Below are 25791 nucleotides of genomic sequence, written 5' to 3' on the forward strand. Positions count from 1 at the left end.
ATCGACCAACTCCACCAACTCGGCTACCAAGTCACGGTCCAACCCGCACAAGCAGCCTGACCTGATCACCACGACCGCCCGATTTTCGTATCAGATGGTGCAGTTGATTAGGACGGGTTCGGGGTGGAGGGTTACGGCGAAGCGGTCGTGGACGGCGTCGCGGATTTCTCGGGCCAGGGCTATCAAGGCGGCGGTGTGGGCGGTGCCGCTGCGGTTGGTGAGGGCGAGGGTGTGTTTGCTGGAGATCGCCACGCCCTCCGGGCCCGGGTGTCCCTTGCCGAAGCCGGCCTTGTCGATCAGCCAGGCGGCGCTGATCTTGACCACGTCTCCGGCGCCCGGCCAGGAGGGTGGCTCACCCAGGTCGGCGGCGCGCTCCCGGAGCAGCTCGTACGCCTCGCGCTCCAGCACCGGATTGGTGAAGAACGAACCCACCGACCAGGTGTCCGGGTCGTCCGCGTCGAGCACCATGCCCTTGCCGGCGCGCAGCCGCAGCACGGTGGCCCGGGCGTCGGCCAGCGGCACCCGGTCGCCCACCTCGACGCCGAGCGCCCGGGCCAGCTCGGCGTAGCGCACCGGGGTCGACAGCGGGGAGCGGGCCAGCCGGAAGTCGACCGACAGCACCACCCAGCGGTCGCTGTACTTGAAGATGCTGCCCCGGTACGCGAACCCGCAGTCAGCCGCCGCGATCCGCACGATCTCGCCGTGGGTGCGGTCGTACGCCTCGACGGCAGTGATCGTCTCGGCCACCTCCTGGCCGTACGCGCCGACGTTCTGGATCGGCGTGGCCCCGGCCGAGCCGGGCACGCCGGAGAGGCACTCCAGCCCCGACCAGCCCCGCTCGATCGTGGCGGCGACCAGGTCGTCCCAGCGCTCGCCGGCCTCGACCCGTACGGTGACCGTGTCGGGGTCCTCGGCGATCACCTGAAACCCCCGGGAACGGATCAGGACGACGGTGCCGGGAAAGCCCTGATCGCCGATCACCACGTTGCTACCGCCGGACAGGATGAGAACCCGTTCGTCCCGCGCTTCCGCTTCCTGAACTTTTTGTACTATTTCTGCGGCACTGGTGGCTGTTTCAAGGCGGGCGGCGGGGCCACCCAGGCGGAGCGTGGTGTAACGGGCCAGGGCGGCCGGGCCGTCCTGGAAGGTTCCGGTCGTCGGTTCGGCGTAGACGTCTGACACGCCTTTCACCCTAGGCTGAGGGGTAGCCGCGGCACCCACTGGTGGCCCGGTCACCCCCGGGAGGATTGCGATGGGCAGACTGCACGTCACGAAGGACTTCTGGATCGGCGCGCTGCGGACCGAGGGCCCCGCCTTCGCCGCCGCCGTGTCGGAGGCGCCCCCGGAGACACCCGTGCTCTCCTGTCCCGGCTGGACGGTCTCCGACCTCGCGCACCACCTCGCCCGGGCCTACGTCTGGACCCGTACCGTCCTCGCCCCCGGGACGACCAGCCGGCCGGAGCGGCACGACCCCGAGCCACCGACCGGCCTGACCCCGGCCGAGTGGTACTTCCGGGAGTACGACCAGCTCGTGGCGGCCTTCGAAGCGGTGGACCCGGAAGCGCCCGCCTGGAACTTCGCCCCGCAGCCGAAGAAGGCCGGCTTCTGGCCGCGCCGGATGGCGCTGGAGACCGCGGTGCACCGCTGGGACGCCCAGCTCGCGATCGGCGCCGGCGAGCCGGTCGAGGCCAAGCTCGCGGCCGACGGGGTGAGCGAGGTGCTCGACACCTGGCTGCCGGCCGGGAGGCGGATCCACTCCGGCCAGTGGCACGGCGTGGTGCAGTTGGCCGCGACCGACGCCGCCCAGGAGTGGTACCTGCGGCTGCGCGGCGACGGGGTGGCCCTGCTGGACACCGCGACCATCCTCGACCACGACGACCACCGGGCCCGGGTGCAGGTCACCGGGACCGCCAGCGACCTGCTGCTGGCCCTGATGGGGCGGATCAGCTTCGACGCTCTCGGCGTGGCCGGCGACCGCCAACTCCTCGACGGCCTGCGGGTGGGGGTGTAAGGAGGGGCCCTTGTTAACACGTCGCGGTCGGGCGGGCCACCCACTACGGTCGGCCGGTGACCGGCAACCTGATCCGCCCCGCCCGCCCCGACGACGCGCCTGCCGTGGTGGCGCTGCGCACGGTGGTCTTTCCATACCTGGTACGCGGGGTCGAGTCGACCCGCCGCATGATCGCCGAACCGCCGCCCGGGGAGGACTGGACCGCCTGGGTGGCCGAGGTCGACGGTCAGGTGATCGGCTGGGCGTCGGCGTACCGGAACGGCCAGACGTCGACGCCGGACGTGGGGGAGGTCTCCACTCTGCACGTGCACCCGGCGCACCGGGGTCGGGGCGTCGGCACGGCGCTCCTGGACACCGCGCTCGGCCACCTGCGCGTCGTCGGCGCGCGACGGGTGCGCACCTGGTCCCAGCCCGGGTCCCTGCCGTTCGCCCGTCGGCACGGCTTCACGCCCAGTCGGGAGCTGCGTTATTCCGCGCTCGACCTACGGCCCACCCCGCCGATGCCCGAGCCGCCGCCGGGCGTACGACTGCTCCCGGCCGCCGAGGTTGATCCGCGCCGGATCTACCAGGTGGACGCCGAGTCGTCGCTGGACGAACCGGGCGACATCCCGACCGACGCCATGGGCTACGACACCTGGCGTTACGAGGTCTGGGACAACCTGGGGCTGGACCGGGACGCCAGCACGGTGGCCGAGGTGGACGGCACGCCGACGGCGATCAGCCTGGTCATCAGGGACGGCGACCGGATGTGGTCGGGATACACCGGCACCGTGCCGGCGCATCGCGGGCGCGGGCTGGCCCGGCTGGCGAAGCAGGCCGCGCTGCACCGGGCCGCGACGGCCGGGGTACGGACCGCGTACACCTCCAACGACGAGGCGAACGCGCCGATGCTGGCGGTCAACGCCCGGCTCGGCTACCGACCGGTGGCCGCCCAGTGGTCCTGCCTGCGCGAGCTCAGCTGAGTTCGGCGGCGACCCGCTCGGCGACCGCGTACGTGTCCGCGCCGAACAGAACCAGCCGTGCCTCGGTGACGTGCCTCGGGGTGGCGCCGGCCAGCGCCGTCAGCGCCTGGCGTACCGCGTCCTCGATCGGCCAGCCGTAGACGCCAGCGGAGATGAGCGGGAAGGCGACGCTCGCCGCCGCCAGCACGTCGGCGACCTGGAGACTGTTGGCGTAGCAGTCCCGCAGCAGCACCGACCGGTCCTCTCGCGGGGAGAAGACCGGGCCGACGGTGTGCACCACCCAGCGGGCCGGCAGGTTGCCGCCGGTGGTGGCCACCGCCTGGCCGATCGGCAGGCCGTCCGGGTAGCGGGAGGCGCGCAGCGCCCGGCACTCCTCGAGGATGGCCGGTCCGCCCTTGCGGTGGATCGCGCCGTCCACTCCCCCGCCGCCGAGCAGCGAGGAGTTGGCGGCGTTGACGATCGCGTCGACGCGCTGGGCGGTGATATCCCCGTCGACCAGGGTGAGCTCCATGTCAGACCTCCTCGGTGGGCTGGCCGAGCGAGCGGCGGGCAAGCAGGGTGGCCCCGGCGACGGCGGCCGGCATGACCAGCACCGCGCCGAGCGGGATCAGGAAGCAGACGAAGACGGCCACCCCGAAGCCGAGCGTGGTGGGCCGGTCGGCCCGCAGCAGCGAACGGCGTTCCGCCAGCCCCATGCCGCGCCGGTAGAAGGGCGCGCCGACCAGTTCCAGGGCGAGGAACCAACCACCCACGGCGGCGCCGATCACCGGGACGATCGTCTGCCCGACCAGCGGGATGAAGCCGGCCGCGAAGAGGGGTACGCCGATCAGCGCGGTGACGGCCACCAGCCGCAGCGAGTCGGCGAGGCTACGGCGCAGCGAGGCCCAGAACGGCACCTCCACCGCGCCCGGGGTGCCGCCGAGCCGGTCCTCGACCCGCTCGGAGATCGCCTCGTAGAACGGGTCGCCGACGATCAGGGTGACCGCGGTGAAGGTGAGCACCCCGAGCAGCCCGCCCAGCCCCAGGAAGGCCAGCTCGGCGACCACCCGGACCAGACCCCGCCAGGTCGTCGACCAGTCGTCGGCGAACGGGGTCACCAGCGCGGCGAGGTCGGCCACGAAATACACCAGGGCGGCGAAGGCGGCGACGAAGAGGGCGCCGGAGATCAGCGCCGGCACGACGCCGAGCAGCATCAGGCCGGGGCTGCGCACGTACAGGCCGATGCCGCGCAGCAGCAGCCCGACGCCGGAGAAGAAGCGGCCGACCGCCCCGGTCACCGGACGCGCGATGCTCGTCACGTCCACGACTGAGAGCGTAGTCAACCGATTGGTGGATCGCTGGGGTCAGCCCACGCCGGTCCTGCTCGTCTCCGGCCGGTCGATGTCCCGCCGGGCTGCCGCCGCGACCCTGAACGGGTACGAAACGCGACGGTGAAGGGCGGCGTGATGCCGGTCATCGAGGTGACCAATCTGCACAAGCGGTACGGCGATCTGGTGGCGGTGGACGACGTGTCGTTCACCGTGTCGGCCGGCGAGATCTTCGGCGTGCTCGGCCCGAACGGCGCCGGCAAGACCACCACGGTGGAGTGCCTGGCCGGGCTGCGCGTCCCGGACGGGGGCGGGGTGTCGGTCCTCGGGCTCGACCCCCGCCGCGACGCGACCCGGCTGCGGCAGCGCCTCGGCGTGCAGTTGCAGGAGAGCCAACTGCCGGACCGGCTCCGGGTGGCCGAGGCGCTGGAACTCTACGCCTCGTTCTACCCGGAGCCGGCCGACCCGGCCCGGCTGATCGACGAGCTGGGCCTCGGCGACAAGCGGAACACCCCGTACAAGAAGCTCTCCGGCGGCCAGAAGCAGCGGCTCTCGGTCGCGCTGGCGCTGGTCGGCAACCCGGAGGTCGCCATCCTCGACGAGCTCACCACCGGGCTCGACCCGCAGGCCCGCCGGGACACGTGGGGCCTGATCGAGCGGATCCGGGACCGCGGGGTGACGATCGTGCTGGTCACCCACTTCATGGAGGAGGCCGAGCGGCTCTGCGACCGGGTGGCGGTGATCGACAGCGGCCGGGTCGTGGCCCTGGACACCCCGGCCGGCCTGGTCTCGCGCGTGGCGCCCACCCAGCGGGTCCGGTTCCGGCCGTCCGCGCCGCTGGACGACCAGTTGCTCACCGACCTGCCCGAGGTGAGCGAGGTGACCCGCACCGGTAGCCAGGTGGTGGTGACCGGCACCGGCGAGCTGCTGCACGCGGTCACCGCGGTGCTCGCCCGCAACCAGATCGTCGCCGCCGACCTGCGGCTGGAACAGTCCACCCTCGACGACGCCTTCGTCGAGCTGACCGGGCACCGGCCCGCCGACTGAGGGAGAAGACCCATGCACGCCTTCGGGCAGATCCTCAAAATCGAGGCGAGACTGTACCTGCGGGACCTGCCGACCCTGTTGTCCACCGTCGGGGTGCCGACCCTGATCCTGGTGGTGCTCGGGCTGATCCCCGCGCTGCGCAAGCCGGACCCGCTCTTCGACGGGCAGTCCTTCGTCGTCTACTTCGCCCCGTCGCTGCTGGTGATCACGCTGGCGATGGCGGGGTTGAACGCGCTGCCCACCGTGCTGGCCACCTACCGGGAACGTGGGGTGCTCCGGCGGCTGGCCACCACCCCGGCCAGCCCGGCGGCGCTGCTCGCCGCCCAACTCGTCATCACCCTCAGCGCGATCCTGGCGAGCGCGGTGCTGCTCGTCCTGGTCGCCCGGCTCGCGTTCGGAGTGCCGTTGCCCCGGCACCCGTTCGGCTTCGCGGCTGCCTTCGTCCTGGGCACGGCGGCGCTGCTCGCGTTGGGGCTGCTGGTGGCGGCGGTCGCCCGGACGACCAGGGCGGCGCAGGCCCTGGCCGTGCCGCTGTTCCTGCTGACCATGTTCTTCGGCGGGGTCTACCTGCCCCGGTTCCTGCTGCCGGACTTCCTGGTCCGGGTCGGGGACTACACGCCACCCGGCGTGCAGGCTCTGCTCGACACCTGGACCGGCACCGCGCCGCAGCCACTGCACCTGCTGACGATGGCGGTGGTGGCGGTCGCCGCGGGTAGCCTGGCGGCCAGATTGTTCCGCTGGGAGTGAGCCGACGCCGATGAGCAGCATCTCCGAACGGGTCGACCGGCTGGCCGCCTGGGAGTCCCGCGAGGTGACCTTCAGCCGCAGGTTGCCGTACTTCGGGCTGGCCGTCGGGACGTTGCTGGCCATCTTCGCCCCGGTACCCGGCGCGCTGCCCGTCGCGCCCACCCTCGCCGTCACCGTCGCCGCCGGGTGCTGGGTCGCCTGGTTCGTCACCCTGCACCCCGACTGGCTGGGCCGGCGGAGGCTGATGGCGGCCTACTACGTCGGGCTGATCGCGTTCGCCGCCGTGCTGGTGCTCGCCAGCCCGTGGTACGCCTTCTTCGCCTGGGTTGGTTTCCTGCACGCGTTTCTCATGCTGCGGGGCGGGTGGCGGTTCGCCGGGGTGGCCGTCACCGCCGCGCTGCTCGCCACCTCCCAGGGCGGGGGGCCGCCCAGCACCCCGGCGCACTGGCTGCTCTGGTGCGTGCTGGCGCTGTTCAACCTGGGGGTGGCCAGCGGGATCAGCTGGGTTACCGACCGGCAGAACACCAATCGGAAACAGCTCATCGAGGCACTCGCCGAGGCCAACCGCCGGCTGGCCGAGACGGCGCGGGAAAACGAGGGACTGCACGCCCAGCTGCTCACCCAGGCCCGGGAGGCCGGCGTGCTGGATGAGCGGCAACGAATGGCCCGGGAGATCCACGACACGCTGGCCCAGGGGCTGACCGGCATCATCACCCAGTTGGAGGCGGCCGAGCAGAGCCGGGACCGGTCGGCCGACTGGCGGCGGCACGTGGACAACGCCCTCGCCCTGGCCCGGGAGAGCCTCACCGAGGCCCGGCGCTCGGTGCGGGCCGTACGCCCGGAGCCGCTGGAGACGGCCCGGCTGCCCGACGTGCTCGCCGAGCTGACCGAACGGTGGTCGGCGCTCAACGGGGTACGGGGTGAGATGAGCACCACGGGCGACCCCTGCCCGCTGCACCCGGAGGTCGAGGTGACCCTGCTGCGCGCGGCTCAGGAAGCACTGGCCAACGTGGCCCGGCACGCCGAGGCGTCCCGGGTCGGGCTGACCCTGTCGTACATGGCGGACGTGGTCACCCTCGACGTACGCGACGACGGGGTGGGCTTCGACGTCGCCGCGCAGTCCGGGACGCCGCAGCGGCCGGACGGCGGGTACGGGCTGACCGCGATGCGGCAGCGGGTCGCCCGGGTCGGCGGCCGACTGGCCGTGGAGTCCGAGCTGGGCGAAGGCACAGCCCTGTCGGCGTCCGTTCCCGCGCTCTCCGGAGGTGCCGGTTGACCACCCCGATCCGGCTGCTGATCGTCGACGACCACCCGGTGGTACGCGACGGGCTGCGCGGCATGTTCACCGGCGATCCCGGGTTCGAGGTGGTCGGCGAGGCCGCGGACGGGGCCGAGGCGCTGGCCCGGGCCGCGACGCTGCACCCGGACGTGGTGCTGATGGACCTGCGGATGCCCGGCATGGACGGGGTGACCGCGATCGGCCGGCTGGTCCGCTCCGGCAGCACGTCCCGGGTGCTGGTGCTGACCACGTACGACACGGACGCGGACGTGCTGCCGGCGATCGAGGCCGGCGCCACCGGCTACCTGCTCAAGGACGCGCCCCGGGAGGAACTGGTCCGGGCGGTGCGGGCCGCCGCCCGGGGTGAGGCGGTGCTCTCGCCCAGCGTGGCCGGCCGGCTGATGGGACGGCTGCGCGCCCCCGCCGAGGAACCGCTGAGCCAGCGGGAGCTGGAGGTGCTGACCCTGGTGGCGCGGGGAGCGTCCAACCGGGAGGCGGCCGCCCGGCTGTTCATCAGCGAGGCCACGGTCAAGACCCATCTGCTGCACGTCTACGCCAAGCTCGGCGTGAACGACCGGGCGGCAGCGGTCGCCGTCGCATACGACCGGGGCCTGCTCACCCCCGGCGGGCGGTGACCGGGCCCGGGGCAGGATGGACGGGTGCGGGCGTCCCGGCTGATCTCGGTGGTGTTGCTGCTCCAGTCGCGGGGCACGATGACCGCGGCCGAGCTGGCCCGCGAGTTGGAGGTCTCGGAGCGGACCGTCTACCGGGACGTGCTGGCGCTCTCCGCCGCCGGCGTGCCGGTGTACGCCGACCGGGGCCGCGCCGGCGGCTACCGCCTGCTCGGCGGCTACCGGACCCGGCTGACCGGGCTGACCCGGGACGAGGCGGAGGCGCTCTTCCTGGCCGGCCTGCCCGGCCCGGCCGGCGACATGGGGCTCGCCGACGCGGTGGCCGCCGCCGAGCTGAAGGTGCTCGCCGCGCTCCCGCCGAGCCTGCGGGACGCGCCGGCCCGGACCGGGCAGCGGTTCCACCTCGACGTGCCGGGCTGGTTCCGCGAGTCCGCCCCGCCACCGTGGCTGGCCGAGCTGGCCCGGGCGGTCTGGCGGGACCGGGTGGTGGAGCTGCGCTACCGGCGGGGCGAGCGGGAGGTGGCCCGCACGGTCCAGCCGTACGGGCTGGTGTTGAAGGGCGGTGTCTGGTATCTCGTCGGCCGGGTCGGCGACGGGTACCGCACCTACCGGGTGGACCGGGTGGTCGGTGTCGAGGTGGGCGAGGAGGGCTTCGACCGGGACGAGAGCTTCGACCTGGGGGCGCACTGGCAGGAGCAGGCCGAGGCGTTCCTGCGGGAGCTGCTGCGGGCCGAGGTGACCGTCCGACTCAGCCCCGCCGGCCGGCGCGCGCTCCGGCACGTGGCGGAGGCCCCCTTCGCGTACGAGGAGGCGATGGCCGGGGCCAGCGAGCCCGACGGAGCGGGGTGGGTGGTGACGCGCCTGCCGGTCGAGTCCGTGGCCGTCGCGTACGACGTGCTGCTCCGGCTGGGCCCGGAGGTGGAGGTGCTCGACCCGCCGGAGCTGCGTGCCCGCTTCGCCGAGGCAGCCCGCCGCTCGGCCACGCGCTACGGCGTTGGGCCGGAGGGTCAGCGGTAGCCGGTGTCGTCCGCCGGTTTGCCGGTCGCCACGATCTCGTCGTGATAGCGGGACCAGTGCGGCCGGGTGCCGTCGAGGTCGGTGAAGCCGTACACCTGGGCCAGCCCGCCGCTGTCCACGGACTGCCCGTTCCAACGGGCCCGGTCCGGGTCGGCGGCCAGGGCGGCCACCGCGCGCCCGACGAAGGCCGGCGTCTCCGACATGACGAAGTGTGGATCCTTCGCCGCGCCGTCGCGCCAGTTGGCCTCGGTGACGCCGAAGTGCGCCAGCATCGCCTCGGAGCGCAGCCAGCCGGGGGTGAGCGCCACCGCCGTGCACCGGTGCGGCGCCAGCTCGTGCGCCTGGGTGAAGGCGAGCCGGTTCACCGACACCTTGGCCAGGTCGTAGAAGACCGAGAGCCGGTACGTGGTGTCGTTGTACTCCTTGGTGCCGTCGCCGATCTCGACGACCAGCCCGCCCGGGTTGCGGATCAGCAGCGGCAGGGCGAAGTGGCTGGTGATGATGTGGGTGTCCACGGCCAGCCGGAGCATGCGGAAGCCGGCGTCGAGCGGCTGCTCCCAGACCGGCTTCTCCCAGGTGATCAGCGGGTCGGCGCCCCAGATGTCGTTGACCAGCACGTCGAGCCGGCCCTGCTCGGCGTCGATCCGCTCGACCAGGCGGCGTACCTGGTCGGGGTCGAGGTGGTCGACCGGGACCGCGATGCCGGTGCCGCCGGCCGCGGTGACCAGCTCGGCGGTCTCCTCGATGGTCTCCGGCCGGTCCATCTCGGAGCGGCGCTCGCGGGTGCTGCGGCCGGTGGCGTAGACGGTGGCCCCGGCGGCGCCGAGCTGGACGGCGATCTGCCGGCCGGCACCCCGGGTCGCCCCGGCGACGAGCGCGATCTTCCCTGTCAGCGGTTGCGTCATGCGGACGACGATGGCAGCAATACCTGACAGCCGAAGTCCGGTTTTCCGGCCGATCGGGATCCGCCATCATGGCCGCATGCGCCTACTGCTCTCCGGGATCGTCGGCTCGGTCGCGTACGGGCTGGCCGGCCCCGGCTCGGACGTGGACCGGATCGGCGTCTTCGCGGCGCAGACGATCGCCTTCCACGGCCTGCACCCGCCCCGGGAGTCGGTGGTCACCACCAACCCGGACGTGACTTCCCACGAGGCCGGGAAATACTGCCGCCTCGCGCTGAGCGGCAACCCGACCGCGACCGAGCTGATGTGGCTGCCGGACGACTGCTACGAGACCCGGACCGAGTTCGGCGAGCGGCTGATCGCCATCCGGTCGGCGTTCCTCAGCGCGAGCCGGGTCCGGGACGCCTACCTCGGGTACGCCTCGCAGCAGTTCCGGAAGCTGACCACCCGCGACTCCAGCGTCGGGGGCCGGACGCGCTCGGCGAAACACGCCCGGCACCTGGCCCGACTGCTGCACCAGGGTCGGGTGCTCTACGCGACCGGGGTGCTGGAGATCCGGCTGGCCGACCCGGAGTGGTTCCGCGCCTTCGGCGAACGGGTCGCGGGCGGCGCGCTGGACGAGGCGGAGTCGCTGGTGGCGGCGGCCGAACGAAACTTCGACGAAATCCGCACGCCACTGCCGGACCGCCCGGACGAGGAGACCGTGGAACGCTGGCTGCTCGACGTCCGGGCCGCTCACCTGCCGCCGGCGTGGTACCGGGACTGAGCCCCGACCGGTTGGCGCGGCGAGGGGCCGGTCAATCCGCCAGGCGTACGCGGACCCGGCGGTTGGCCCGGCCCTTGCTCTCCACCTTGACCACCTGGACCTTGCCGATCTGGGCGGTGGAGGCGACGTGGGTGCCCCCGTCGGCCTGCACGTCCAACCCGACGATGTCGACGATCCGGACCTCCTGCTCGTCCGGCGGGATCAGGTTGGACTGGGTACGGATGATGTCCGGCAGGACCAGCGCCTCTTCCCGGGGCAGCACCCGCACGGCGACCGCCCGGTCGGCGACCACCTCGGCGTTGACCAGCTCCTCGATCCGGGTCTTGAAGTCGGGCGGCACCTCGGGCAGGTTGAAGTCCATCCGGGCCTCACCGGGCTCCATGTTGCCGCCGGTGACCAGGGCGCCGAAGTCGCGGAACACCACCCCGCAGAGCACGTGCAGGCCGGAGTGGGTGCGCATCAGCATGGTCCGGCGGGCGTCCTCGACCGCGCCGGTGACCGCGGTGCCGACCCGCGGCAGCGGGTCACCCTCGGCCGGGATCAGCCACAGGTCGTCGCCCTTGCGGGTGCCGACGATCCGGGTCTGCGCCCCCTGCCAGAGCAGCACCCCGTGGTCCGGCGGCTGGCCGCCGCCGCCCGGGTAGAAGGCCGACCTGTCCAGCACGATGCCCTGCTCGGGATCGGCCGCCAGCACCGTGCACGCCCACTCGCGCAGGGTGGGGTCGGCGAGGTCGAGGCGGTGCGTACGGCCGTGATGTGTGACGCCCATGACAGGGGAGGTTACCTACCCGTTGAGGAAGGTGGAGATCCGCTCCCGCAGGTCGGCGCGTTCCGTCCAGAGCACGCCGGGCCGGTCGTACACGTGCAGGGTGGCGTGCGGGAGCGCGGCGGCCAACTGCTCGGCGACCGCCACCGGGTGCAGGTCGTCGCCGGCGCAGCCGATCACCAGCGCCGGCGCGGTGACGGCGGCCAGCGCGCCGGCATCCCGCAGCGGGGCCTGCTCCGGCAGGCTGGCCAGCCCCGGCGCGAGCCCGTCGCGCAGCAACTGGTCCAACCGCTGCCGCAGGTACGCCCACCCCGCAGGAGTGTCGCGCACGTCCGGCGGCAGCTCCAGCGACACCGCGTCGGCCAGCGCCGCGGCGTCCCCGTCCGCCACGGCGTCGAGCAGATTGGACAGTCGAGCCCGGGCCGTCTCGCCCCGCGGGGTGTCCAGCACGGCGGGCAGGAAGAAGACGAGCTTCTCGAAACGTTCCGGGCTCTCGGCGAGCAACCGGCACAGCGCACCCGCGCCGAGGCTCACCCCGAAGGCCCGGGTGGCACCGCCGAGGTCGGCTATCGCCCGCAGGTCGCGGGCCAGGTCCAGGTAGGTCCACGGCCCGGGCGGCGAGTCGGAGCGGCCGTGCCCCCGGAACTGGAAGAAGATCTTGCGGCCGGTGACCGCACTGCCGAACGGCCGGGTGGTGGCGATGCCGCTGCCGAGCCCGTGCGCGAACACCGTCACCGGAGCACCGACGCCGGTGACCAGCCGTTCCAGTCCAACGCCGTGTGGGGTGGCGACCAGTTCGGTCTCCGGCTCGGGCAGCGCCGGCCGGCCGGTGCGGGGCGCGCCGGGGCCGGGGCCCCACGTGCGCGGGCCGCCGTCCGGCGGCGGGGGCCAGCGAAAGCTCCTCACCAGGAGCCTCGGCCGTCCTGCAGGTCGCGCAGCCCGACCCGGACGTCCAACAGGTAGATCAGTGCTGCCGCGATACCGACCAGGCCGAAGATGCTCAGCGGGCCGAAGCCGAACGCCGGCAGCGTCAGGATCAGGCAGACCGCCAGGATCGCGATCCAGCCGCCCTTGGGCAGGGTGCCGATCGCGGCGAACGCGTCGGAGCGCTGGGTGATCGCGTGCACCAGGGAGACGCCCTCGATCACCAGGGCGAAGACGAGCACGATCAGCTCGATCACGGCGGTCACATGGAACACGAAGATCGGCGCGGCGTAGGCCATGTCGGCAAGCTTATGCCCAGACCCCGGAAACGTCCGAGAGGACGCTGTCCGGGGTCCGGGTCGAGGATCGACCTACTCGACGGCCGGGCGGGCCCGGCTGGTCGTCTCGATGTCGGTGTTCACCGTGTCGGCGGCCCCGAGCACGCCGGCGCCCACGACCCGCTCACCCCGGGCGACCAGCTCGGCGTAGGCGGCCAGGGCACGCTCCTGCGCCTCGGCAACGGCGCGCCCGGCCCGGGCCTGAGCGGCCTGAGCGCCGGCCCGCACCGCGGCCGCGTTACGGGTCGCCGCCTTGCGGAGCTTGTCCAGGTCGAGGTCGGCGGTGGTGGCCTTGCCGCCGAGGTCGGCGGCGACCCGGGTGCCCAGTTCACCGACCACCGTGGGCAGCTTGCGCAGCTGCCGCAGGGCCAGCTCACCGGCACCGGCGGCGGCGTAGAGCGGGGCCGGAATGCGGTTGGTCTTCGGCTGGGTCATGACTCCTCCTCGTCAGGGACGGCGGTGGTCGGGGCGGGCGTGGCACCCGCCTCGGTGACGGCGACCGACTCGAGGACCGCCTCGGTCGGGCTGCCGCCCGGCGTGGTGGGGCCGGTCGCGGCCGGCGTGACGGTGGCCGGGGCCTGCGGTGCCTCGCTCGGCGCGCTGGCCCTCGCGGTCGGCTCGGTGGCCGCCTGCGCCGCGGCGGTCGCCTCGGCGAGCCGGGCGTTCTCCCGGCGGAACGTCTCGTAGATCTGGGTGAGCGACTGCTTCTGGGCCATGGTCAGCTCGGGGTCGACAGCGATCGCCGCGAGCACGCCCTGCCCCTCCTTGGCATCCAGCAGCCCGGCCCGCAGGTACATCGCCGGGGTGGAGACCCGCAGCGCGCTGGCGAGTTGCTGGAGCACCTCGGCGCTCGGTTTGCGCAGGCCGCGCTCGATCTGGCTGAGGTACGGGTTGCTGACGCCGGCCTGCTCGGCGAGCTGGCGCAGCGAGATCTTCGCATTGCGGCGCAGGTCGCGAATGAACCCGCCGACATCGGGAAGGTCTTTGCTGGTGGCCATGCTTCCAGCGTAACGGGCCCTGCTAGCTATTGCAAGCAGAACGCTAGCCAGAGTTAGCGGCGGAGCAACTTGCCGGTTGCGCGCCCGGTGTCCGGTCCGTACCGTTCTCCCGTGGCCAAGATCGAAGTCAACGGCGCTCTGCTCGCGTACGACGAGGCCGGCAGCGGCAGCCCGGTGCTGCTGGTGCACGCCGGGATCGCCGACCGGCGGATGTGGCAGGCTCAGCTTCCCGCGCTCGCCGCCCGGCATCGGGTGATCGCCGTCGACCTGCGCGGATACGGCGACTCCGAACTGCCGCCCGCGCCGTTCGCACACCACGACGACGTAATCGGGCTGCTGGACGCCCTCGGCATCGGGCAGGCCGCCCTGGTGGGCTGCTCGTTCGGCGGCCGGGTCGCGGCGGACACCGCGCTGGCGTACCCGGAGCGGGTCTCCGCGCTGGCCCTGTTCGGCGCGCCGGTCTCCGGCAACGAGTGGTCCGAGGAGACCGAAGAGCTCTGGGAGGAGCTGGTCGGCGAGGTGGACCCGGAGGACTTCGCGGCGACCGCGGCCGGCGAGGTGCGATTCTGGGTGGTCGGCCCGACCCGCCGCCCCGAGGACGTCGATCCGGAGCTGATCCGGTTCGCCGAGGAGATGGACCGGCGGGCGCTCGCCGCCGAGCTGGCGCTCAGCGCCGTCGACGCGGGCGAACTCGACCCACCGGCGATCGAGCGGCTGGCCGAGCTACGGATGCCGGTGCTGGTCGCGGTCGGCGCGGACGACCTCGGGGACATTCGCCGGCTCGCCGACCGGATCGCCGCCGAGACCCCGCAGGGCGTACGCCTACCGGACGTTCCGGACGCCGCCCACCTGTTGCCGCTTGAGCGCCCCGAGCCGGTCAACGCCGCCCTGCTCGACTTCCTGCCCTGAAGGCTGAACCGGCCGAACCCAACGTCACCAGACCGGACGGACCGCGCCGACCGGGAGTCCACCGCCGAGCAGCGGCACCTCGGCGTACTCGGTCAGCACCGGGGCCTCCACGCCGAGCCGGCGCAGCGCCGACACCAGCACCGGCATCCGGGCCCGGCCGGCGCCGTCGTCGATCTTGAGGGCGACCGCGCCGACCCCCGGGACCGCCGCCGCGATCACGCCCTCCGCGCCGATCTTGGCCAGCAGCCCGGGTACGCCCCGCATCAGCCGGGTGTCGTCCGCCTGGGTACCGCCCACCAGCTCCGGGAACGCCCGCATCGCGTCGGCCACGGTTCGCTCGACCGTGCCGGGCTCGGCCGAGACCAGCCGCAGGAACGCCCGCGCCAGCCCGGTCAGCGAGACGGCGAGCACGGGCGCGCCGCAGCCGTCCACCCCGACGGCTGCCGCCCGTTCCCCGGTGAACTCCTCGATCGTGGCGGTCAACCGCTGCTGGAGCGGGTGCTCGGGCCGCCAGTAGCCGTTCACCGGCCAGCCGGCGGCGAGGCAGGTCAGCAGCATTCCGGTGTGCTTGCCGGAGCAGTTCATCTGGATCCGCCGCGGACCGCCGCCGGCCCGTAGCACCGCCTCGCGGGCCGCCTCGCCGACCGGCAGGTCCGGCGGGCAGTGCAGCGCCTCCTCGGTCAGGCCGGCGCCGCGCAGCAGGGCGGTCACCCGCTCGACGTGGAACTCCTCACCGGCGTGGCTGGCCGAGACCAACGCCACGTCGGCCCGGTCGGTCAACGAAAGCCCGGCCCGGAGCATCCCGATCGCCTGCATCGGCTTGTTGGACGACCGGGGGAAGATCGGCGAGGTCGGGTCCCCCGCACCGGCCACCGGCGCGCCGGCCACGTCGAGCACCACCACGGATCCGCGGTGGAAGCCCTCCACGAATCCGGACCGGACCACATCGGCGAGCGGCACGCCGCCCTCGTACGTCTTTCCCACGAAATGGACGGTACCGACGGGTCCGGCGGGCCCGACACCGGGGTGACCAGCAACTTCGGCCGGAGGCGTACAGGGCCGCCGGCCGGGGCCGCGGCTTACAGGCCGAGCAGCTGCCGGGCCTCGGCGGTGGTCAGCGGCGGGCGCTGGGCGAGCTGGGCGAAACCGACCGCGCGGGCGACCAGCTGCATGTTCGACTCGACAGGCTGCCCCTTGGCGTAGGTGACGGTGTCCTCCATGCCGACCCGCAGGTGCCCGCCGGTCGAGAGCGACGCCAGCATCACCGGGATCGTGCTGCGGCCGATCCCGGTCGCCGAAAAGGTGGTGCCCTCCGGCAGGTCGCGCAGCATCTGCTGAGCGGCGACCAGGGTCGCGGTGGTGCCCGGCATGCCGCCCGGCACACCCATCACGAAGTCGACGTGCACGTGCCCACCGTGCGGCAGGCCGTACTTGCCGAGCAGGCGCTGGAGGGCGGTGAGGTGGCCGAGGTCGAAGATCTCGTACTCGGGGACGACGCCCTTCTCCTGCATCCGGGTGTGCAGGTCGACGATGAACTCCGAACGGTTCAGGAAGACGTCGTCGCCGAAGTTGACCGTGCCCATGGTGCAGGAGGCCATGTCCGGGCCCGCGTCCAGCACGGCCAACCGGTTGGCCTCCGGGTCGGTCACCGCGCCGCCGGAGGAGAGCTGCACGATCAGGTCGGTGCCCTCCCGCAGCGCCGCCACGGTCGCCCGCAGCCGGCCCTGGTCGAGGGTGGGCTTCGCCTCGTCGTCCCGGATGTGGACGTGGATCACGGCAGCGCCGAGCGCCTCGCACTCCTTGGCGGTCAGCAGCAGCTCGTCGAGGGTCACCGGCAGCGCCGGCACCTCCGACTTGGCCGACTCCGCGCCGGTGGGGGCAACCGTGATCAACGTCCCTGTCGTCATGTCGGCGATCCTAGACCGCCGGCCCGTCTCCGGTCGACGGCCGTAGCGCGTCGCGACGGAAGATCGCCCGCATCCGCCACCAAAGACGGAAAAATTTCCGCCTTACCAGCGTCAGCCCGGCACCCTTACGCCGGTTCGATGGCGGCGGCGGACTCGCCCACCAGCAGGCGGGCATCGTCGGGGACGTTGCGCTTCACCACGGCGAGGGCGATCTGCCCCAGCTCGTGATGCTGCACCGCGGTGCCGACGAACCCGACCGCCCGGCCATCGAGGGTCACCGGCGTGCCGGCGGCCGGCGGCTGGTCGGTGGTCACCCCGTCCAGGTGCAGGAGTACGAGGCGACGCGGCGGCTTGCCGAGGTTGTGCACCCGGGCCACCGTCTCCTGCCCCCGGTAGCAGCCCTTGTCCAGGTGCACCGCCGGCGCAATCAGGTTCACCTCAGCGGGGATGGTGCGGTGGTCGGTATCCACCCCGGCCCGGGGCCGCCGGGCGGCCACCCGGACCGCCTCGTACGCCCACAGCCCGGCCACCGGCACGCCCGCGCCGCGCAGCTCGGCCACCACCTGGGCCATCGCGTCCCTGGGCACCAGCAGGTCAACGCCGAGCGCCACCCGCCGGGCCCACCCGCCGATCGGCAGCGGCTTCACGTCGTACACCACGGTGGGCCGTGGTGGCAGCTCGCCGGAGCGGAACTTCGGGCCGGGCACCGCGACCTGGTCCGGCGCGGCCAGCCCGGTGACGCCGAGGGTGTCGAGCGCGCCGGTGGCGTCGGGCCCGACCAGCGAGAGCAACGCGTGGTCGGCGGTTGCGTCCCGCGGGTCGACCTTGCTGAAGAACCGCATCCTCTCCAGGTACGACAGGAGCCCGTCGGTCATCCCGGGTTCGGTGTCCAGCCAGGTGGTCTCGCCGTCCTCGACCACCAGGGCGTGCTGCTCGACATGCCCGTGCGGGGAGAGCACGAGCAGTTCGGTGCCCTGCCACGGGCCCAGGGCGGCGAGGTGCTGGCTGGTCAGCGTGTGCAGCCAGCCCATCCGTTCCTCGCCGGGCACCGCCACGACGCCCCGGTGCGACCGGTCGACCAGGCCGACGCCGGTGTCGAGGGTGCGCTGCTCCCGCAGCGGGTCGCCGTAGTGGGCGGCCACCGGCCCGACCCCGGCCGCCCGGTGGGCCGGCTCGGGCTGGTCCCGGGTCTCCTCGTCGATCGCCTCGGCGGCCACCGCTCCCGCGATGTCGATCATTTGGCCTCCCCGTTTCTGCACCGGCCGCAGACGCCGAAGAGCGCCACGTGCCCGATGTCGACCTGGAATCCACGCTGCGCGGCCAACTGGTCGGCGAGCGGGTGGAACAGCTCGGGCTCGATCTCGTCGATCGCGCCGCACTCCCGGCAGACCAGGTGGACGTGCTGGTGCTCACCGGCCGCGTGGTAGGTCGGCGAGCCGTGCGACAGGTGGGTGTGCGTCACCAGACCGAGCCGCTCCAGCAGCTCCAACGTCCGGTAGATGGTGGTGATGTTGACCCCGGCGGCCACCTCTCGGACCGCCGTGTGCACCTGTTCCGGCGTGGCGTGCCCGAGCTCCAGCACCGCCTGCAGGACCAGCTGCCGCTGCGCCGTCAGCCGCAGCCCACGGGAGCGGAGCAGTTCCGCGAGGGAGGATTCGGACACCATCCGATCATAGTTCGGCGGCCGCGCCGGCCCGGCCGCCGCCGTCGTACCCGGCTACCCTCGGCGCTCATGGAGACGTCGCGGGTGGCCGTGCTCGGCCGGGGCCTGGTCCCGTCCGGGGAGGCGGTGCTGCGCGGCGACGACCGGGGCGTGCTGCACGGGGACGGCCTCTTCGAGACCATGCACCTGCGCGGCGGGGAGCCCTGGCTGCGCGACGCCCACCTGGCCCGGCTGCGGTCCGGCGCGGCGGCACTCGAGCTGACGCTGCCGTCCACCGACGCGCTGGTGCGACTGATCGACGAGGTCCGGGCCGGCTGGCCGGCCGAGGTGGAGGGTGCGCTGCGGCTGGTCTGCACCCGGGGGCCGGAGGGCGGCGGGTCGCCGACGGTCTACGCCACGCTGGGCGAGGTGCCGGCGATCGCGAAGCAGGCCCGGTGCAATGGGGTGACCGTGGCCACCCTGCCGCTCGGGGTGGCCGCCCGGTCCCGCCCCGAGCTGGGCTGGCTCCCGGTCGGCGTCAAGTCCACCTCGTACGCGGTGAGCACCGCCGCTCGCCGCTGGGCGGCCCAGGCCGGGTTCGACGACGTGCTCTGGGTCTCCACCGACGGGTACGCGCTGGAGGGGCCGAGCGCGAACGTGGTCTGGCTGGCCGGGGGGACGCTGTGCACGGTGCCGGCGACGGCCACCGGCGTGCTGCCCGGAGTCACCGCCCGCTGGCTCCTCGACCACGCCCCCAAGCTGAACCTGACCCCCGACGAACGCCTGATCACCCTGGCCGAACTGGCGGCCGCAGATGGCGTCTGGCTCACCTCGTCCCTACGCGGCCTAGCGGAGATCCGATCCCTGAACCGAACCCCCCTGCCCCCCTCCCCCCACACCCCCGCCCTGCAGACCCTCCTCGGCTTCCCCCTCCCGGCCCCCGATCCACAGCGTTGATCAAGGAGTTTGCGTCGACACGGAGATCAACTCCGACGCAAACTCCTTGATCAACGGGACTGGGTGGGGGGTGGGGGGTGGGGGTTAGCCGGCGGTGCGGGTTAGGCGGGCGGAGAGGTGGGGGCTCAGGGCATGGCCCATGGCGGCCATCTCCTGGGCGTAGAGCAGGGCGCCCTCGACGATGCCGAAGAGCCGGGCGCCGGCGGTGACCTCCTTGGCGGTGGCCGTACGGACCACCGCGTCGGTGGCGAACTCGATCTGGGTGCCCCGGCGCTTGCCGATGTGCAGCTCCATCACGCCGGTCGGCGTGGACATCAGGGCTTCCAGCTCGTCGGTGACCCGGTCGCCGTCCATCACCGGGCGCCACCAGCCGACCTCACGACCGGCCGGACGGACCGGACGGCTCTGCTCGTCGAGGATCCAGGCGCGGGACTCGTAGAACAGGAACGGCCGGCCGTCGTGGCTGATCCGGATCTCCTGCGCGTAGTCGAAGTCCTCGATGGTCGGGAAACCGCCCCGGCCGCGCCCACGCCACACCCCGATGTACGGCAGCAGGCCGTCCAGGCTCGGGTGCAGCTTCGGGCCGACGCGCAGGTCGTGGCTCTCCTCGTACGGGTACGGGTCGACCGGCGGCGCGTTCAGCCACGGCGGCTGCAGCGGATTTTCGCTCACCGGGCCACCTTCGTTCGCGACTGCGGGGCTCGCAGACCCGGCTCACTCCTCGCGCTCACCATTTTCCTCTCGAAATCCTCACGGCCAGATAGACCAGGCCACCGGCGAGCGCGCCCAAGCCGGCGACCAGCAGGCTGACGAACCCGATCTCGGTAACCATCCCGGCCATCCTATGCTGGCGCCATGGCCCGCTTTCTCGTCGTCAAGGCCACCGCCGGCGCGGACTCTCCCGAGCGCTGCGCGCAGGCCTTCACCGTCGCCGCCACCGCGGCGGCCGCCGGAGTCGACGTGTCACTCTGGCTCACCGGGGAGTCGACCTGGTTCGCGCTGCCCGGGCGCGCGAAGGAGTTCGAGCTGCCGCACTCCGCGCCGCTGGCCGAGCTGCTGCACGTGATCCTGGCGACCGGCAGGGTCACCGCCTGCACGCAGTGCGCGGCCCGCCGGGACATCGGCCAGGACGACGTCATCCCCGGCGTACGCATCGCCGGCGCGGCGGTCTTCGTCGAGGAGGCGATGGCCGAGGGCGCCCAGGCCCTGGTCTACTGACGCCCTCCCGGCGGGGGCGTGCCGGCGGTACGGGTCAGCCGGCGCAACCGGTCGAGGCGGCCACTTGGAGCTGATCCCCGCTGCCGTCGACCAGCACGACCACCGGCCCGCTCCGGTAGGCGTACGTCTCGGGGCGGTCGACCAGGGCGGTGCCGAGCTGGCGCAGCGGCGCCAGCGACAGCGGCTCGGCACCGGCCGCGACGCGGATCGTGTTTGCCGTCCCGCCAGCCGGGCAGCGCGTCACCACGACCGCATCGGCACCCGCCGGGGCCGGCCGGCCCAGTGCGCGCAGCGCCGCCTCCAGGTCCGATCCGAGCGGGTACTCGGGCAGCAGGTCGGCGTAGTCGGTGTCGGCGGGTCGACAGCCGGTCGTCGCGGAGAGCCGCACCCGCCCGTCGGTCACCACCCGCCCGTCGACCGCGATGAACTCTCCCGCGTCGGCGCGCAGTCGGGGGCCTTCCGGATCGGTGTGGACCCCGGCCCGCCAGTCGGCCGGCAGTCGTTGGGCCACCCGCTCCAGCAGTGCCCGCTCGCTTCCCCCGGCGACCAGCACGTCCAGGCCCCGGGTCAGGGTCGCCCCGTCGGCCAGCGGGGTGAGCCGGCAACCTCGCCGCATCCGGGCGGGGGTCAGCTCCCAGGCCTCGCCGTCCACGGCGGCCACCAGGCGCCCCACCGCGCCGTCCACCATCGGATCCGCCTGGCTCAGGCTGCGCTGCTCCTTCACGGTCGGCGGGTCGTGCCGCACCGACCACCAGGTCAGCCCGGCGAGCAGCACCCCCCACGCCACCGTCGCGGCCACCAGCCGGCGCAGCCCGCGCCGCCCCGGCGCCGGCTGATCGGGACGGGTCGGCGGGGCGTACCCCGCCTGAACAGCACCACTCACCGGGCCATCGTGTCACGCGCCGCCGACCCCCACTCACGGCGCTCGGCGGGCAATGGCGTGGCCCGCCGCCCCCGGCGGGGGGACGGCGGGCCACGGTCGGAGCGTGGGTCAGTTGGCGACCGTGACGGTCACCTCGTTGATCCCCCGGGCGGCGGTGACGGGGGTGTCGCCGTTGCCGTGCCGGGAGAGCGCCCGCAGGGTCCAGGCGCCCGGCGCGGCGAAGAACCGGAACTGACCGGCCGGAGAGGTCACCACCTCGGCGGTGAACTCGCCGGTCGAGTCGAGCAGCCGGACGTAGGCACCCGGCACGACATCGCCGGAATCGGCCTTGACCAGGCCGGTGATGACGGTCTCCTTCTCCAGGTCCAGGCTGGCCGGCAGCGGGGCGGCCTGGTCCGGAGCGGCGCAGCCGGCGGCGGTGGGCGCGGTCATCACGCCTCCCCCGGCTCGTCGCCGAGCGCGACCGGCACGCCGACCAGCGAGCCGTACTCGGTCCAGGAGCCGTCGTAGTTCTTCACGTTGCGGTGGCCGAGCAGCTCCTGGAGCACGAACCAGCTGTGCGAGGAGCGCTCGCCGATCCGGCAGTAGGCGATGGTCTCCCGGCTGTCGTCCAGCCCGGCGTCCGCGTAGATCTTGCGCAGCTCGTCGTCGGACTTGAACGTGCCGTCCTCGTTGGCCGCCTTGGACCACGGGACGCTGATCGCGGTCGGCACGTGCCCGGCCCGCTGCGCCTGCTCCTGCGGCAGGTGGGCGGGGGCGAGCAGGCGGCCCGCGTACTCGTCGGGGCTGCGCACGTCGACCAGGTTCTTGACGCCGATCGCGGGGACGATCTCGTCGCGGAAGGCGCGGATCGAGGTGTCCGGCTCCTGCGCGACGTACTGCGTCCGCTCGCGCTCCACCCGGTCGGTGACCAGCGGGCGGCCGTCCAGCTCCCACTTCTTGCGGCCGCCGTCGAGCAGCTTGACGTCGCGGTGGCCGTAGAGCTTGAAGTACCAGTACGCGTACGCGGCGAACCAGTTGTTGTTGCCGCCGTAGAGGATCACGGCGTCGTCGTTGGCGATGCCACGCTCGGAGAGCAGGGCCTCGAACTGGGCCTGGTTGACGAAGTCCCGGCGCACCGGGTCCTGGAGGTCGGTCCGCCAGTCGAGCTTGACCGCACCGGCGAGGTGGCCGGTGTCGTAGGCCGAGGTGTCCTCGTCGACCTCGACGAAGACGACGCCCGGGGCGCCGATGTTTTTCTCGGCCCACTCGGCCGAGACGAGTGCGGTGTCGCGACTCATCAGATCACTCCCTGGTGAGGATTGGATGGTGAGCCAGCGCGTGGGGATCGAAGTCGGTGATTGTCGCACCACGCGCGGGACCCAGAGCTAGAAACGGATCACGGGTACGTGCGACGGCGCCGCTGCCGGGCGATCAGGGGAAACACCGGAGGGTACGCGGACCCTGCGTGCCGGTGGCCGCTAAGCGGCCGAGGACAGCCCCGCCGTCAGATGACGGGGCGACACAGGCAGGTGGCCACGCGGCACAGGTCGACCGCGCGCCGTTTGGTGAGGAGCGTCCCCATGGGCAGGGAGCCTATCAGCCACTTCGGCCGTTGCCACCGGTCCGACCAGCATCCGGGACGCGGCAGGGTCACCCGGCGGCGTTGATCGGCACGTCCTGCGCGTCGGCGGTGACCAGCAGGCCGTCCGGCTTCGGTTCCACCTTGCGGACGGTCAGGTCGAACGGCAACTCTGGCAGGGGCACGTCGATCGAGATCGCCTTGGCGTAGTTGGTCAGCAGCGTCCGGGCCAGCGGCAGCTTCGGCAGCCCCTCGGCGGTCAGGTCCTTGAACTTCAGCGCCACCTCACCGTTGGCGATCGTCACGTCCGCGGTGCCGTTGACGGTGAGCTTGTTGCCGAGGATGTCCACCGGCGCGGTGACGCTGAGCTTGCCGTCCCGCTCGCCGAGCGTGAGCCCCGGTCGGTCGAGGAGCTTCGCCACGCTGTCGTAGGAGATGGTGGCGCGGCCGTCGACGCTCTCCGCGACCACGTCGCCCCGGCGGGAGCGGAGAGTGTCCAGCGACGCCCGTACGTTGTGGGCCTCCACGTCGAGCCGGGGCACGCTGACCGTGTCGCCCCGCACGGAGCCCTGCACGTCGGTCAGCACGATCGAGATGCGCTCGTACCTACCGGCGACCACCTGGGTGAGGAAGGGGAAGCCGCCCACGTCGACCCTGGGCGGCGCGGACTGCACGTCCTGCCGGGCGACCTCCTGCCGCACCTGGTCGGCGATGGCCCGCTCGGCCACCCCGGCCGCCACCCGGTCGGCGACCACCAGCAGCCCGGCCAGAACCAGCAGCAGCACGACGAAACCGATCAGCACCTTCCGGCCACGTCGCCGAGGCCGGCCTTCGTACGCCGGGTACGCCTGTGCCACGCCGCCTCCTCCTCGCCGGGTAGCGCGCGATCCTCGCCGTGCGCCGCCGTCTCGCGGCGCAACGGTACTTACCCGAGACGTGAAATCCCCAACCGTTCGGTCAGAGGAAGAACACACACATCGCGTACGCGGCCGGCGCGGCGAGCGCGAAGCCGCCCAGCGGCCCCTGCATGTGCCGGGCGATCCACATGGTCGGCGGCTCGCCGGCCATCAGTCGGCCCGCCTCGGCGTACCCGACGGCGAGGTCGGCCAGCACGGCGGTGGCCGCGGTGACCAGACCGACCAGGGCAGCGCTGGTCGGGCTGAAACCGACCAGGTAGACGCCGAGCACCGCGCTGGCCAGGGTGCCGAGCATGGCGCCCACGACCACGCCGGCGGCACCCCGGGGCACCTGCGGGGCGAGCCGGGGCCAGGGCGCCACCGCGTCGGTCAGCCGGGCCACGAGCAGCGCGACGCCGGCGGCGGTGAGGCAGACCGTGATCGCCTGGGTGCCCTTCGGGATCCGGCCGAGCACGATCAGGCTGGCGAACGCGACCACGCCCACCACGATCAGCAGGGTGCTGCCGAGCGAGTCGGTCACCCGGACCCGGTCCACCCGGCGGACGAGCTGGCCGAGCACGCCGAGCACGAAGCCGGCGGCTGCGGCGTACCCGAGCGGGGCCAGGCCGGCGATCTCGGACTGCACCGCCGCGGCGTCGGCGATGACGGCCACCCCGGCGCTGATCAGCGCCACCACCAGCAGCGCCGGCGGGCGCATGGCCATCGTCCAGGCGAGTACGAAGAGCAGTTGCACGCCGAAGACGATGAACGCGAAGGGCAGCCGATGCCCCGGACCGGCGGTCTGCGCGCCGAGCACCAGGCCGACGCCGAGCAGCGCGGCGAAGCCCGCGATGGTCAACGCCAGCGGCCGGCGTACCGGGACGGGCGGCTCCTCCTCGTCGACCTCGTCGGCGGACTCGTCGTCCGGGCGGCGCCCCGGGCCGCCCTTGCGCAGCCGGCGCGGCCCCTTCCGCTCCGGCCGGTCCCCGTCGTCGTCGGCCGGGCCGGTGCGCGGGCCCGGCGGATAGCCACGAGACGGGCCGGCCGGCCCCGGAGGCGCGTTGTCGGCCCACGGGTCGCGGCCGGTGTCGGGCGAGGTCGAGGGAAACACGCCCCGATCGTGCCAGACCGGGCCGCGCTGGCGGAGGTCACGGTTTCGGCAATGTTAAAACCTGAGCCGGGAGCGGGGGCAGAACGGACAAACGGGAAATGCGGCGGAGGTGAAGGACGGGCGATCCGTTACGCTCGACCCGCTACCCGCCCCCGCCAGCGACGCCGGGACCACGCAAGTTCTCAGCGCCGCCCTACCTGAGGAGTGCCGCTGGCCACGCGCGGCCGGAGGGCCGCCGGGACGGAGGTGATCGTGTGGAGATCCTGCTGCTGGTGACCGCACGGGCTGGTGAACCCTCCGCGGTGCTGCCGGCGCTCGACCTGCTTCCGCACTCGGTCCGCACCGCGCCGCGCGACGTCCGCACGCTGGTCTCCGGACCGACCCCGGACGCCGTGCTGGTGGACGCCCGCTCCGAGCTGAGCGAGGCCCGGGCGACCTGCCGGATGCTGCACGCCACCGGGCTGGGCGTGCCGCTGGTCGCGGTGGTCACCGAGGCCGGCCTGATCGCACTGAACGCCGACTGGGGCGTGGACGACGTGATCCTGGCGTCGGCGGGGCCGGCCGAGGTGGAGGCCCGGCTACGGCTCGCGGTGGGCCGGCGGAACAACGCGACAGCCGGGGCCGGTGGCTTGATCCGGGCCGGCGAGCTGACCATCGACCCGGACACCTACGCGGCCAAGCTCAAGGGCCGTCCGCTCGACCTGACCTACAAGGAGTTCGAGCTGCTGAAGTTCCTGGCCCAGCACCCGGGCCGGGTGTTCACCCGGGACCAGTTGCTCCGCGAGGTCTGGGGGTACGACTACTTCGGCGGCACCCGGACCGTCGATGTGCACGTCCGGCGGCTGCGCGCCAAGCTCGGCTCGGAGTACGAGTCGATGATCGGCACCGTACGCCAGGTCGGCTACAAGTTCGTCGTGCCGCCGTCGCGTTCGCTGCCGGAGTCGGAGCCCGCCCCGCTGCCCACCTGAGCTCACATCCCTTTCGTGAGATTCGCTTTTATTTAGCCCGCCC

32 protein-coding genes and 1 pseudogene are annotated in these 25791 nt (G+C 73.3%); 12 read left to right on the top strand and 21 right to left on the bottom strand.

Annotated features, from left to right (window positions below; translation table 11 throughout):
- Positions 1-90: 90 nt before the first annotated feature.
- A complete protein-coding gene (locus AB0C02_RS09245; RefSeq protein WP_357542891.1) occupies positions 91-1182 on the bottom strand; it encodes a UDP-N-acetylmuramate dehydrogenase in 1092 nt (363 codons plus the stop codon).
- 70 nt (positions 1183-1252) lie between these two features.
- Between AB0C02_RS09245 and AB0C02_RS09250 the strand changes: the two genes are divergently transcribed.
- Both AB0C02_RS09250 and AB0C02_RS09255 read left to right on the top strand, forming a co-directional pair.
- Positions 1253-2011 (top strand): maleylpyruvate isomerase family mycothiol-dependent enzyme, encoded by a 759-nt coding sequence (locus tag AB0C02_RS09250; protein WP_357542893.1) that lies wholly within the window; start codon positions 1253-1255, stop codon positions 2009-2011.
- A gap of 56 nt (positions 2012-2067) precedes the next feature.
- Positions 2068-2973, top strand: coding sequence for a GNAT family N-acetyltransferase (locus AB0C02_RS09255; RefSeq protein ID WP_357542895.1), 906 nt, complete (start codon positions 2068-2070; stop codon positions 2971-2973).
- Here the strand turns inward: AB0C02_RS09255 and AB0C02_RS09260 are convergent.
- The gene (locus tag AB0C02_RS09260) at positions 2966-3484 is read right to left on the bottom strand and encodes an O-acetyl-ADP-ribose deacetylase (protein WP_357542897.1); all 519 of its coding nucleotides are present in this window, start codon (positions 3482-3484) and stop codon (positions 2966-2968) included. The two genes, AB0C02_RS09255 and AB0C02_RS09260, sit on opposite strands and share 8 nt — an antisense overlap.
- Position 3485: 1 nt before the next feature.
- Positions 3486-4277 carry an EI24 domain-containing protein gene (locus tag AB0C02_RS09265; RefSeq protein WP_357542899.1) on the bottom strand — a complete coding sequence of 264 codons (792 nt, stop codon included), beginning with the start codon at positions 4275-4277 and terminating at the stop codon, positions 3486-3488.
- A gap of 141 nt (positions 4278-4418) precedes the next feature.
- On the opposite strand from AB0C02_RS09265, the gene AB0C02_RS09270 reads away from it, so the two are divergent.
- From AB0C02_RS09270 to AB0C02_RS09290, 5 genes are read left to right on the top strand one after another with little or no spacing between them, the layout of a single operon-like run.
- Positions 4419-5327 (top strand): ABC transporter ATP-binding protein, encoded by a 909-nt coding sequence (locus AB0C02_RS09270; RefSeq protein WP_357543333.1) that lies wholly within the window; start codon positions 4419-4421, stop codon positions 5325-5327.
- Between the two features lie 12 nt (positions 5328-5339).
- Positions 5340-6074, top strand: coding sequence for an ABC transporter permease (locus AB0C02_RS09275; RefSeq protein ID WP_357542901.1), 735 nt, complete (start codon positions 5340-5342; stop codon positions 6072-6074).
- Positions 6075-6084: 10 nt separating this feature from the next.
- Entirely contained in the window at positions 6085-7350 is a 1266-nt protein-coding gene (locus AB0C02_RS09280; RefSeq protein ID WP_357542903.1) for a sensor histidine kinase, read from the top strand.
- Positions 7347-7988: a response regulator transcription factor gene (locus AB0C02_RS09285; protein WP_357542905.1), complete on the top strand. Its 642-nt coding sequence runs from the start codon at positions 7347-7349 to the stop codon at positions 7986-7988. Before AB0C02_RS09280 ends, AB0C02_RS09285 begins: the two co-directional genes overlap by 4 nt.
- A gap of 24 nt (positions 7989-8012) precedes the next feature.
- Positions 8013-9002 carry a YafY family protein gene (locus AB0C02_RS09290; protein ID WP_357542906.1) on the top strand — a complete coding sequence of 330 codons (990 nt, stop codon included), beginning with the start codon at positions 8013-8015 and terminating at the stop codon, positions 9000-9002.
- Here the strand turns inward: AB0C02_RS09290 and AB0C02_RS09295 are convergent.
- A complete protein-coding gene (locus AB0C02_RS09295; RefSeq protein ID WP_357542908.1) occupies positions 8993-9907 on the bottom strand; it encodes an SDR family oxidoreductase in 915 nt (304 codons plus the stop codon). The genes AB0C02_RS09290 and AB0C02_RS09295 overlap by 10 nt on opposite strands.
- Positions 9908-9983: 76 nt before the next feature.
- On the opposite strand from AB0C02_RS09295, the gene AB0C02_RS09300 reads away from it, so the two are divergent.
- Positions 9984-10670 carry a nucleotidyltransferase domain-containing protein gene (locus AB0C02_RS09300; protein WP_357542910.1) on the top strand — a complete coding sequence of 229 codons (687 nt, stop codon included), beginning with the start codon at positions 9984-9986 and terminating at the stop codon, positions 10668-10670.
- A 31-nt stretch (positions 10671-10701) separates the two neighbouring features.
- Here AB0C02_RS09300 and AB0C02_RS09305 read toward each other — a convergent pair whose 3' ends face one another.
- From AB0C02_RS09305 to AB0C02_RS09325, 5 genes and pseudogenes are all read right to left on the bottom strand, one after another.
- Entirely contained in the window at positions 10702-11439 is a 738-nt protein-coding gene (locus AB0C02_RS09305) for an alanyl-tRNA editing protein (RefSeq protein ID WP_357542912.1), read from the bottom strand.
- A 15-nt stretch (positions 11440-11454) separates the two neighbouring features.
- Entirely contained in the window at positions 11455-12342 is an 888-nt protein-coding gene (locus tag AB0C02_RS09310) for an alpha/beta hydrolase (RefSeq protein ID WP_357542913.1), read from the bottom strand.
- Positions 12339-12659 (bottom strand): DUF2516 family protein, encoded by a 321-nt coding sequence (locus AB0C02_RS09315; protein ID WP_357542915.1) that lies wholly within the window; start codon positions 12657-12659, stop codon positions 12339-12341. The genes AB0C02_RS09310 and AB0C02_RS09315 overlap by 4 nt, the downstream gene beginning before the upstream one ends.
- 93 nt (positions 12660-12752) lie before the next feature.
- A pseudogene (locus AB0C02_RS09320) lies at positions 12753-13133 on the bottom strand (hypothetical protein); the annotation flags it as partial.
- The gene (locus tag AB0C02_RS09325; protein ID WP_357542917.1) at positions 13130-13696 is read right to left on the bottom strand and encodes a helix-turn-helix transcriptional regulator; all 567 of its coding nucleotides are present in this window, start codon (positions 13694-13696) and stop codon (positions 13130-13132) included. The gene AB0C02_RS09325 and the pseudogene AB0C02_RS09320, both read right to left, overlap by 4 nt.
- Before the next feature lie 111 nt (positions 13697-13807).
- Between AB0C02_RS09325 and AB0C02_RS09330 the strand changes: the two genes are divergently transcribed.
- A complete protein-coding gene (locus tag AB0C02_RS09330; RefSeq protein WP_357542919.1) occupies positions 13808-14605 on the top strand; it encodes an alpha/beta hydrolase in 798 nt (265 codons plus the stop codon).
- 24 nt (positions 14606-14629) lie between these two features.
- Here the strand turns inward: AB0C02_RS09330 and AB0C02_RS09335 are convergent, their stop codons facing one another.
- From AB0C02_RS09335 to AB0C02_RS09350, 4 genes are all read right to left on the bottom strand, one after another.
- Entirely contained in the window at positions 14630-15589 is a 960-nt protein-coding gene (locus AB0C02_RS09335) for an asparaginase (protein ID WP_357542921.1), read from the bottom strand.
- Positions 15590-15684: 95 nt separating this feature from the next.
- Positions 15685-16512 carry a 3-keto-5-aminohexanoate cleavage protein gene (locus AB0C02_RS09340; protein ID WP_357542922.1) on the bottom strand — a complete coding sequence of 276 codons (828 nt, stop codon included), beginning with the start codon at positions 16510-16512 and terminating at the stop codon, positions 15685-15687.
- Between the two features lie 125 nt (positions 16513-16637).
- Complete coding sequence (locus AB0C02_RS09345) at positions 16638-17750, bottom strand: folate-binding protein (protein ID WP_357542924.1); 1113 nt, start codon at positions 17748-17750, stop codon at positions 16638-16640.
- Positions 17747-18178: a Fur family transcriptional regulator gene (locus AB0C02_RS09350; protein WP_357542926.1), complete on the bottom strand. Its 432-nt coding sequence runs from the start codon at positions 18176-18178 to the stop codon at positions 17747-17749. Before AB0C02_RS09350 ends, AB0C02_RS09345 begins: the two co-directional genes overlap by 4 nt.
- Positions 18179-18244: 66 nt before the next feature.
- On the opposite strand from AB0C02_RS09350, the gene AB0C02_RS09355 reads away from it, so the two are divergent.
- A complete protein-coding gene (locus tag AB0C02_RS09355) occupies positions 18245-19111 on the top strand; it encodes an aminotransferase class IV (RefSeq protein ID WP_357542928.1) in 867 nt (288 codons plus the stop codon).
- Between the two features lie 84 nt (positions 19112-19195).
- Here the strand turns inward: AB0C02_RS09355 and AB0C02_RS09360 are convergent, their stop codons facing one another.
- Positions 19196-19783: an FABP family protein gene (locus tag AB0C02_RS09360; RefSeq protein ID WP_357542930.1), complete on the bottom strand. Its 588-nt coding sequence runs from the start codon at positions 19781-19783 to the stop codon at positions 19196-19198.
- 55 nt (positions 19784-19838) lie between these two features.
- Positions 19839-19943, bottom strand: a complete 105-nt coding sequence (gene mtfM, locus AB0C02_RS09365; protein ID WP_046570768.1) for a small membrane protein MtfM — start codon at positions 19941-19943, stop codon at positions 19839-19841.
- Positions 19944-19966: 23 nt separating this feature from the next.
- Between mtfM and AB0C02_RS09370 the strand changes: the two genes are divergently transcribed.
- A complete protein-coding gene (locus tag AB0C02_RS09370) occupies positions 19967-20329 on the top strand; it encodes a DsrE family protein (RefSeq protein WP_357542932.1) in 363 nt (120 codons plus the stop codon).
- Positions 20330-20363: 34 nt separating this feature from the next.
- Here the strand turns inward: AB0C02_RS09370 and AB0C02_RS09375 are convergent, their stop codons facing one another.
- The 6 genes from AB0C02_RS09375 to AB0C02_RS09400 all read right to left on the bottom strand — a co-directional run bounded on the left by AB0C02_RS09375 (position 20364) and on the right by AB0C02_RS09400 (position 24780).
- Entirely contained in the window at positions 20364-21140 is a 777-nt protein-coding gene (locus AB0C02_RS09375; RefSeq protein ID WP_357543335.1) for a hypothetical protein, read from the bottom strand.
- 180 nt (positions 21141-21320) lie between these two features.
- Positions 21321-21644 carry a DUF1416 domain-containing protein gene (locus tag AB0C02_RS09380; RefSeq protein WP_357542934.1) on the bottom strand — a complete coding sequence of 108 codons (324 nt, stop codon included), beginning with the start codon at positions 21642-21644 and terminating at the stop codon, positions 21321-21323.
- The gene (locus tag AB0C02_RS09385) at positions 21644-22492 is read right to left on the bottom strand and encodes a sulfurtransferase (RefSeq protein ID WP_357542936.1); all 849 of its coding nucleotides are present in this window, start codon (positions 22490-22492) and stop codon (positions 21644-21646) included. Before AB0C02_RS09385 ends, AB0C02_RS09380 begins: the two co-directional genes overlap by 1 nt.
- Before the next feature lie 206 nt (positions 22493-22698).
- Positions 22699-22776, bottom strand: a complete 78-nt coding sequence (locus tag AB0C02_RS09390; RefSeq protein ID WP_311202345.1) for an Ms5788A family Cys-rich leader peptide — start codon at positions 22774-22776, stop codon at positions 22699-22701.
- A gap of 68 nt (positions 22777-22844) precedes the next feature.
- A complete protein-coding gene (locus tag AB0C02_RS09395) occupies positions 22845-23630 on the bottom strand; it encodes a DUF2993 domain-containing protein (protein ID WP_357542938.1) in 786 nt (261 codons plus the stop codon).
- Between the two features lie 100 nt (positions 23631-23730).
- Positions 23731-24780 (bottom strand): hypothetical protein, encoded by a 1050-nt coding sequence (locus AB0C02_RS09400; protein WP_357542939.1) that lies wholly within the window; start codon positions 24778-24780, stop codon positions 23731-23733.
- 254 nt (positions 24781-25034) lie between these two features.
- On the opposite strand from AB0C02_RS09400, the gene AB0C02_RS09405 reads away from it, so the two are divergent.
- Positions 25035-25748, top strand: coding sequence for a response regulator transcription factor (locus tag AB0C02_RS09405; RefSeq protein WP_357542941.1), 714 nt, complete (start codon positions 25035-25037; stop codon positions 25746-25748).
- The last annotated feature ends 43 nt before the right edge of the window (positions 25749-25791 follow it).

It is taken from the genome of Micromonospora sp. NPDC048999 (assembly GCF_040649295.1).
GTDB lineage: Bacteria > Actinomycetota > Actinomycetes > Mycobacteriales > Micromonosporaceae > Micromonospora.

What these genes read in the sequence shown, in the direction of transcription:
- AB0C02_RS09250 (WP_357542893.1), top strand. Translation starts at nt 1,253, where the DNA reads ATGGGCAGACTGCACGTCACGAAGGACTTCTGGATCGGCGCGCTGCGG.
- AB0C02_RS09260 (WP_357542897.1), bottom strand. Translation starts at nt 3,484, where the DNA reads ATGGAGCTCACCCTGGTCGACGGGGATATCACCGCCCAGCGCGTCGAC.
- AB0C02_RS09270 (WP_357543333.1), top strand. Translation starts at nt 4,419, where the DNA reads ATGCCGGTCATCGAGGTGACCAATCTGCACAAGCGGTACGGCGATCTG.
- AB0C02_RS09275 (WP_357542901.1), top strand. Translation starts at nt 5,340, where the DNA reads ATGCACGCCTTCGGGCAGATCCTCAAAATCGAGGCGAGACTGTACCTG.
- AB0C02_RS09280 (WP_357542903.1), top strand. Translation starts at nt 6,085, where the DNA reads ATGAGCAGCATCTCCGAACGGGTCGACCGGCTGGCCGCCTGGGAGTCC.
- AB0C02_RS09295 (WP_357542908.1), bottom strand. Translation starts at nt 9,907, where the DNA reads ATGACGCAACCGCTGACAGGGAAGATCGCGCTCGTCGCCGGGGCGACC.
- AB0C02_RS09300 (WP_357542910.1), top strand. Translation starts at nt 9,984, where the DNA reads ATGCGCCTACTGCTCTCCGGGATCGTCGGCTCGGTCGCGTACGGGCTG.
- AB0C02_RS09305 (WP_357542912.1), bottom strand. Translation starts at nt 11,439, where the DNA reads ATGGGCGTCACACATCACGGCCGTACGCACCGCCTCGACCTCGCCGAC.
- AB0C02_RS09315 (WP_357542915.1), bottom strand. Translation starts at nt 12,659, where the DNA reads ATGGCCTACGCCGCGCCGATCTTCGTGTTCCATGTGACCGCCGTGATC.
- AB0C02_RS09325 (WP_357542917.1), bottom strand. Translation starts at nt 13,696, where the DNA reads ATGGCCACCAGCAAAGACCTTCCCGATGTCGGCGGGTTCATTCGCGAC.
- AB0C02_RS09340 (WP_357542922.1), bottom strand. Translation starts at nt 16,512, where the DNA reads ATGACGACAGGGACGTTGATCACGGTTGCCCCCACCGGCGCGGAGTCG.
- AB0C02_RS09345 (WP_357542924.1), bottom strand. Translation starts at nt 17,750, where the DNA reads ATGATCGACATCGCGGGAGCGGTGGCCGCCGAGGCGATCGACGAGGAG.
- AB0C02_RS09350 (WP_357542926.1), bottom strand. Translation starts at nt 18,178, where the DNA reads ATGGTGTCCGAATCCTCCCTCGCGGAACTGCTCCGCTCCCGTGGGCTG.
- AB0C02_RS09355 (WP_357542928.1), top strand. Translation starts at nt 18,245, where the DNA reads ATGGAGACGTCGCGGGTGGCCGTGCTCGGCCGGGGCCTGGTCCCGTCC.
- mtfM (WP_046570768.1), bottom strand. Translation starts at nt 19,943, where the DNA reads ATGGTTACCGAGATCGGGTTCGTCAGCCTGCTGGTCGCCGGCTTGGGC.
- AB0C02_RS09370 (WP_357542932.1), top strand. Translation starts at nt 19,967, where the DNA reads ATGGCCCGCTTTCTCGTCGTCAAGGCCACCGCCGGCGCGGACTCTCCC.
- AB0C02_RS09380 (WP_357542934.1), bottom strand. Translation starts at nt 21,644, where the DNA reads ATGACCGCGCCCACCGCCGCCGGCTGCGCCGCTCCGGACCAGGCCGCC.
- AB0C02_RS09385 (WP_357542936.1), bottom strand. Translation starts at nt 22,492, where the DNA reads ATGAGTCGCGACACCGCACTCGTCTCGGCCGAGTGGGCCGAGAAAAAC.
- AB0C02_RS09390 (WP_311202345.1), bottom strand. Translation starts at nt 22,776, where the DNA reads ATGGGGACGCTCCTCACCAAACGGCGCGCGGTCGACCTGTGCCGCGTG.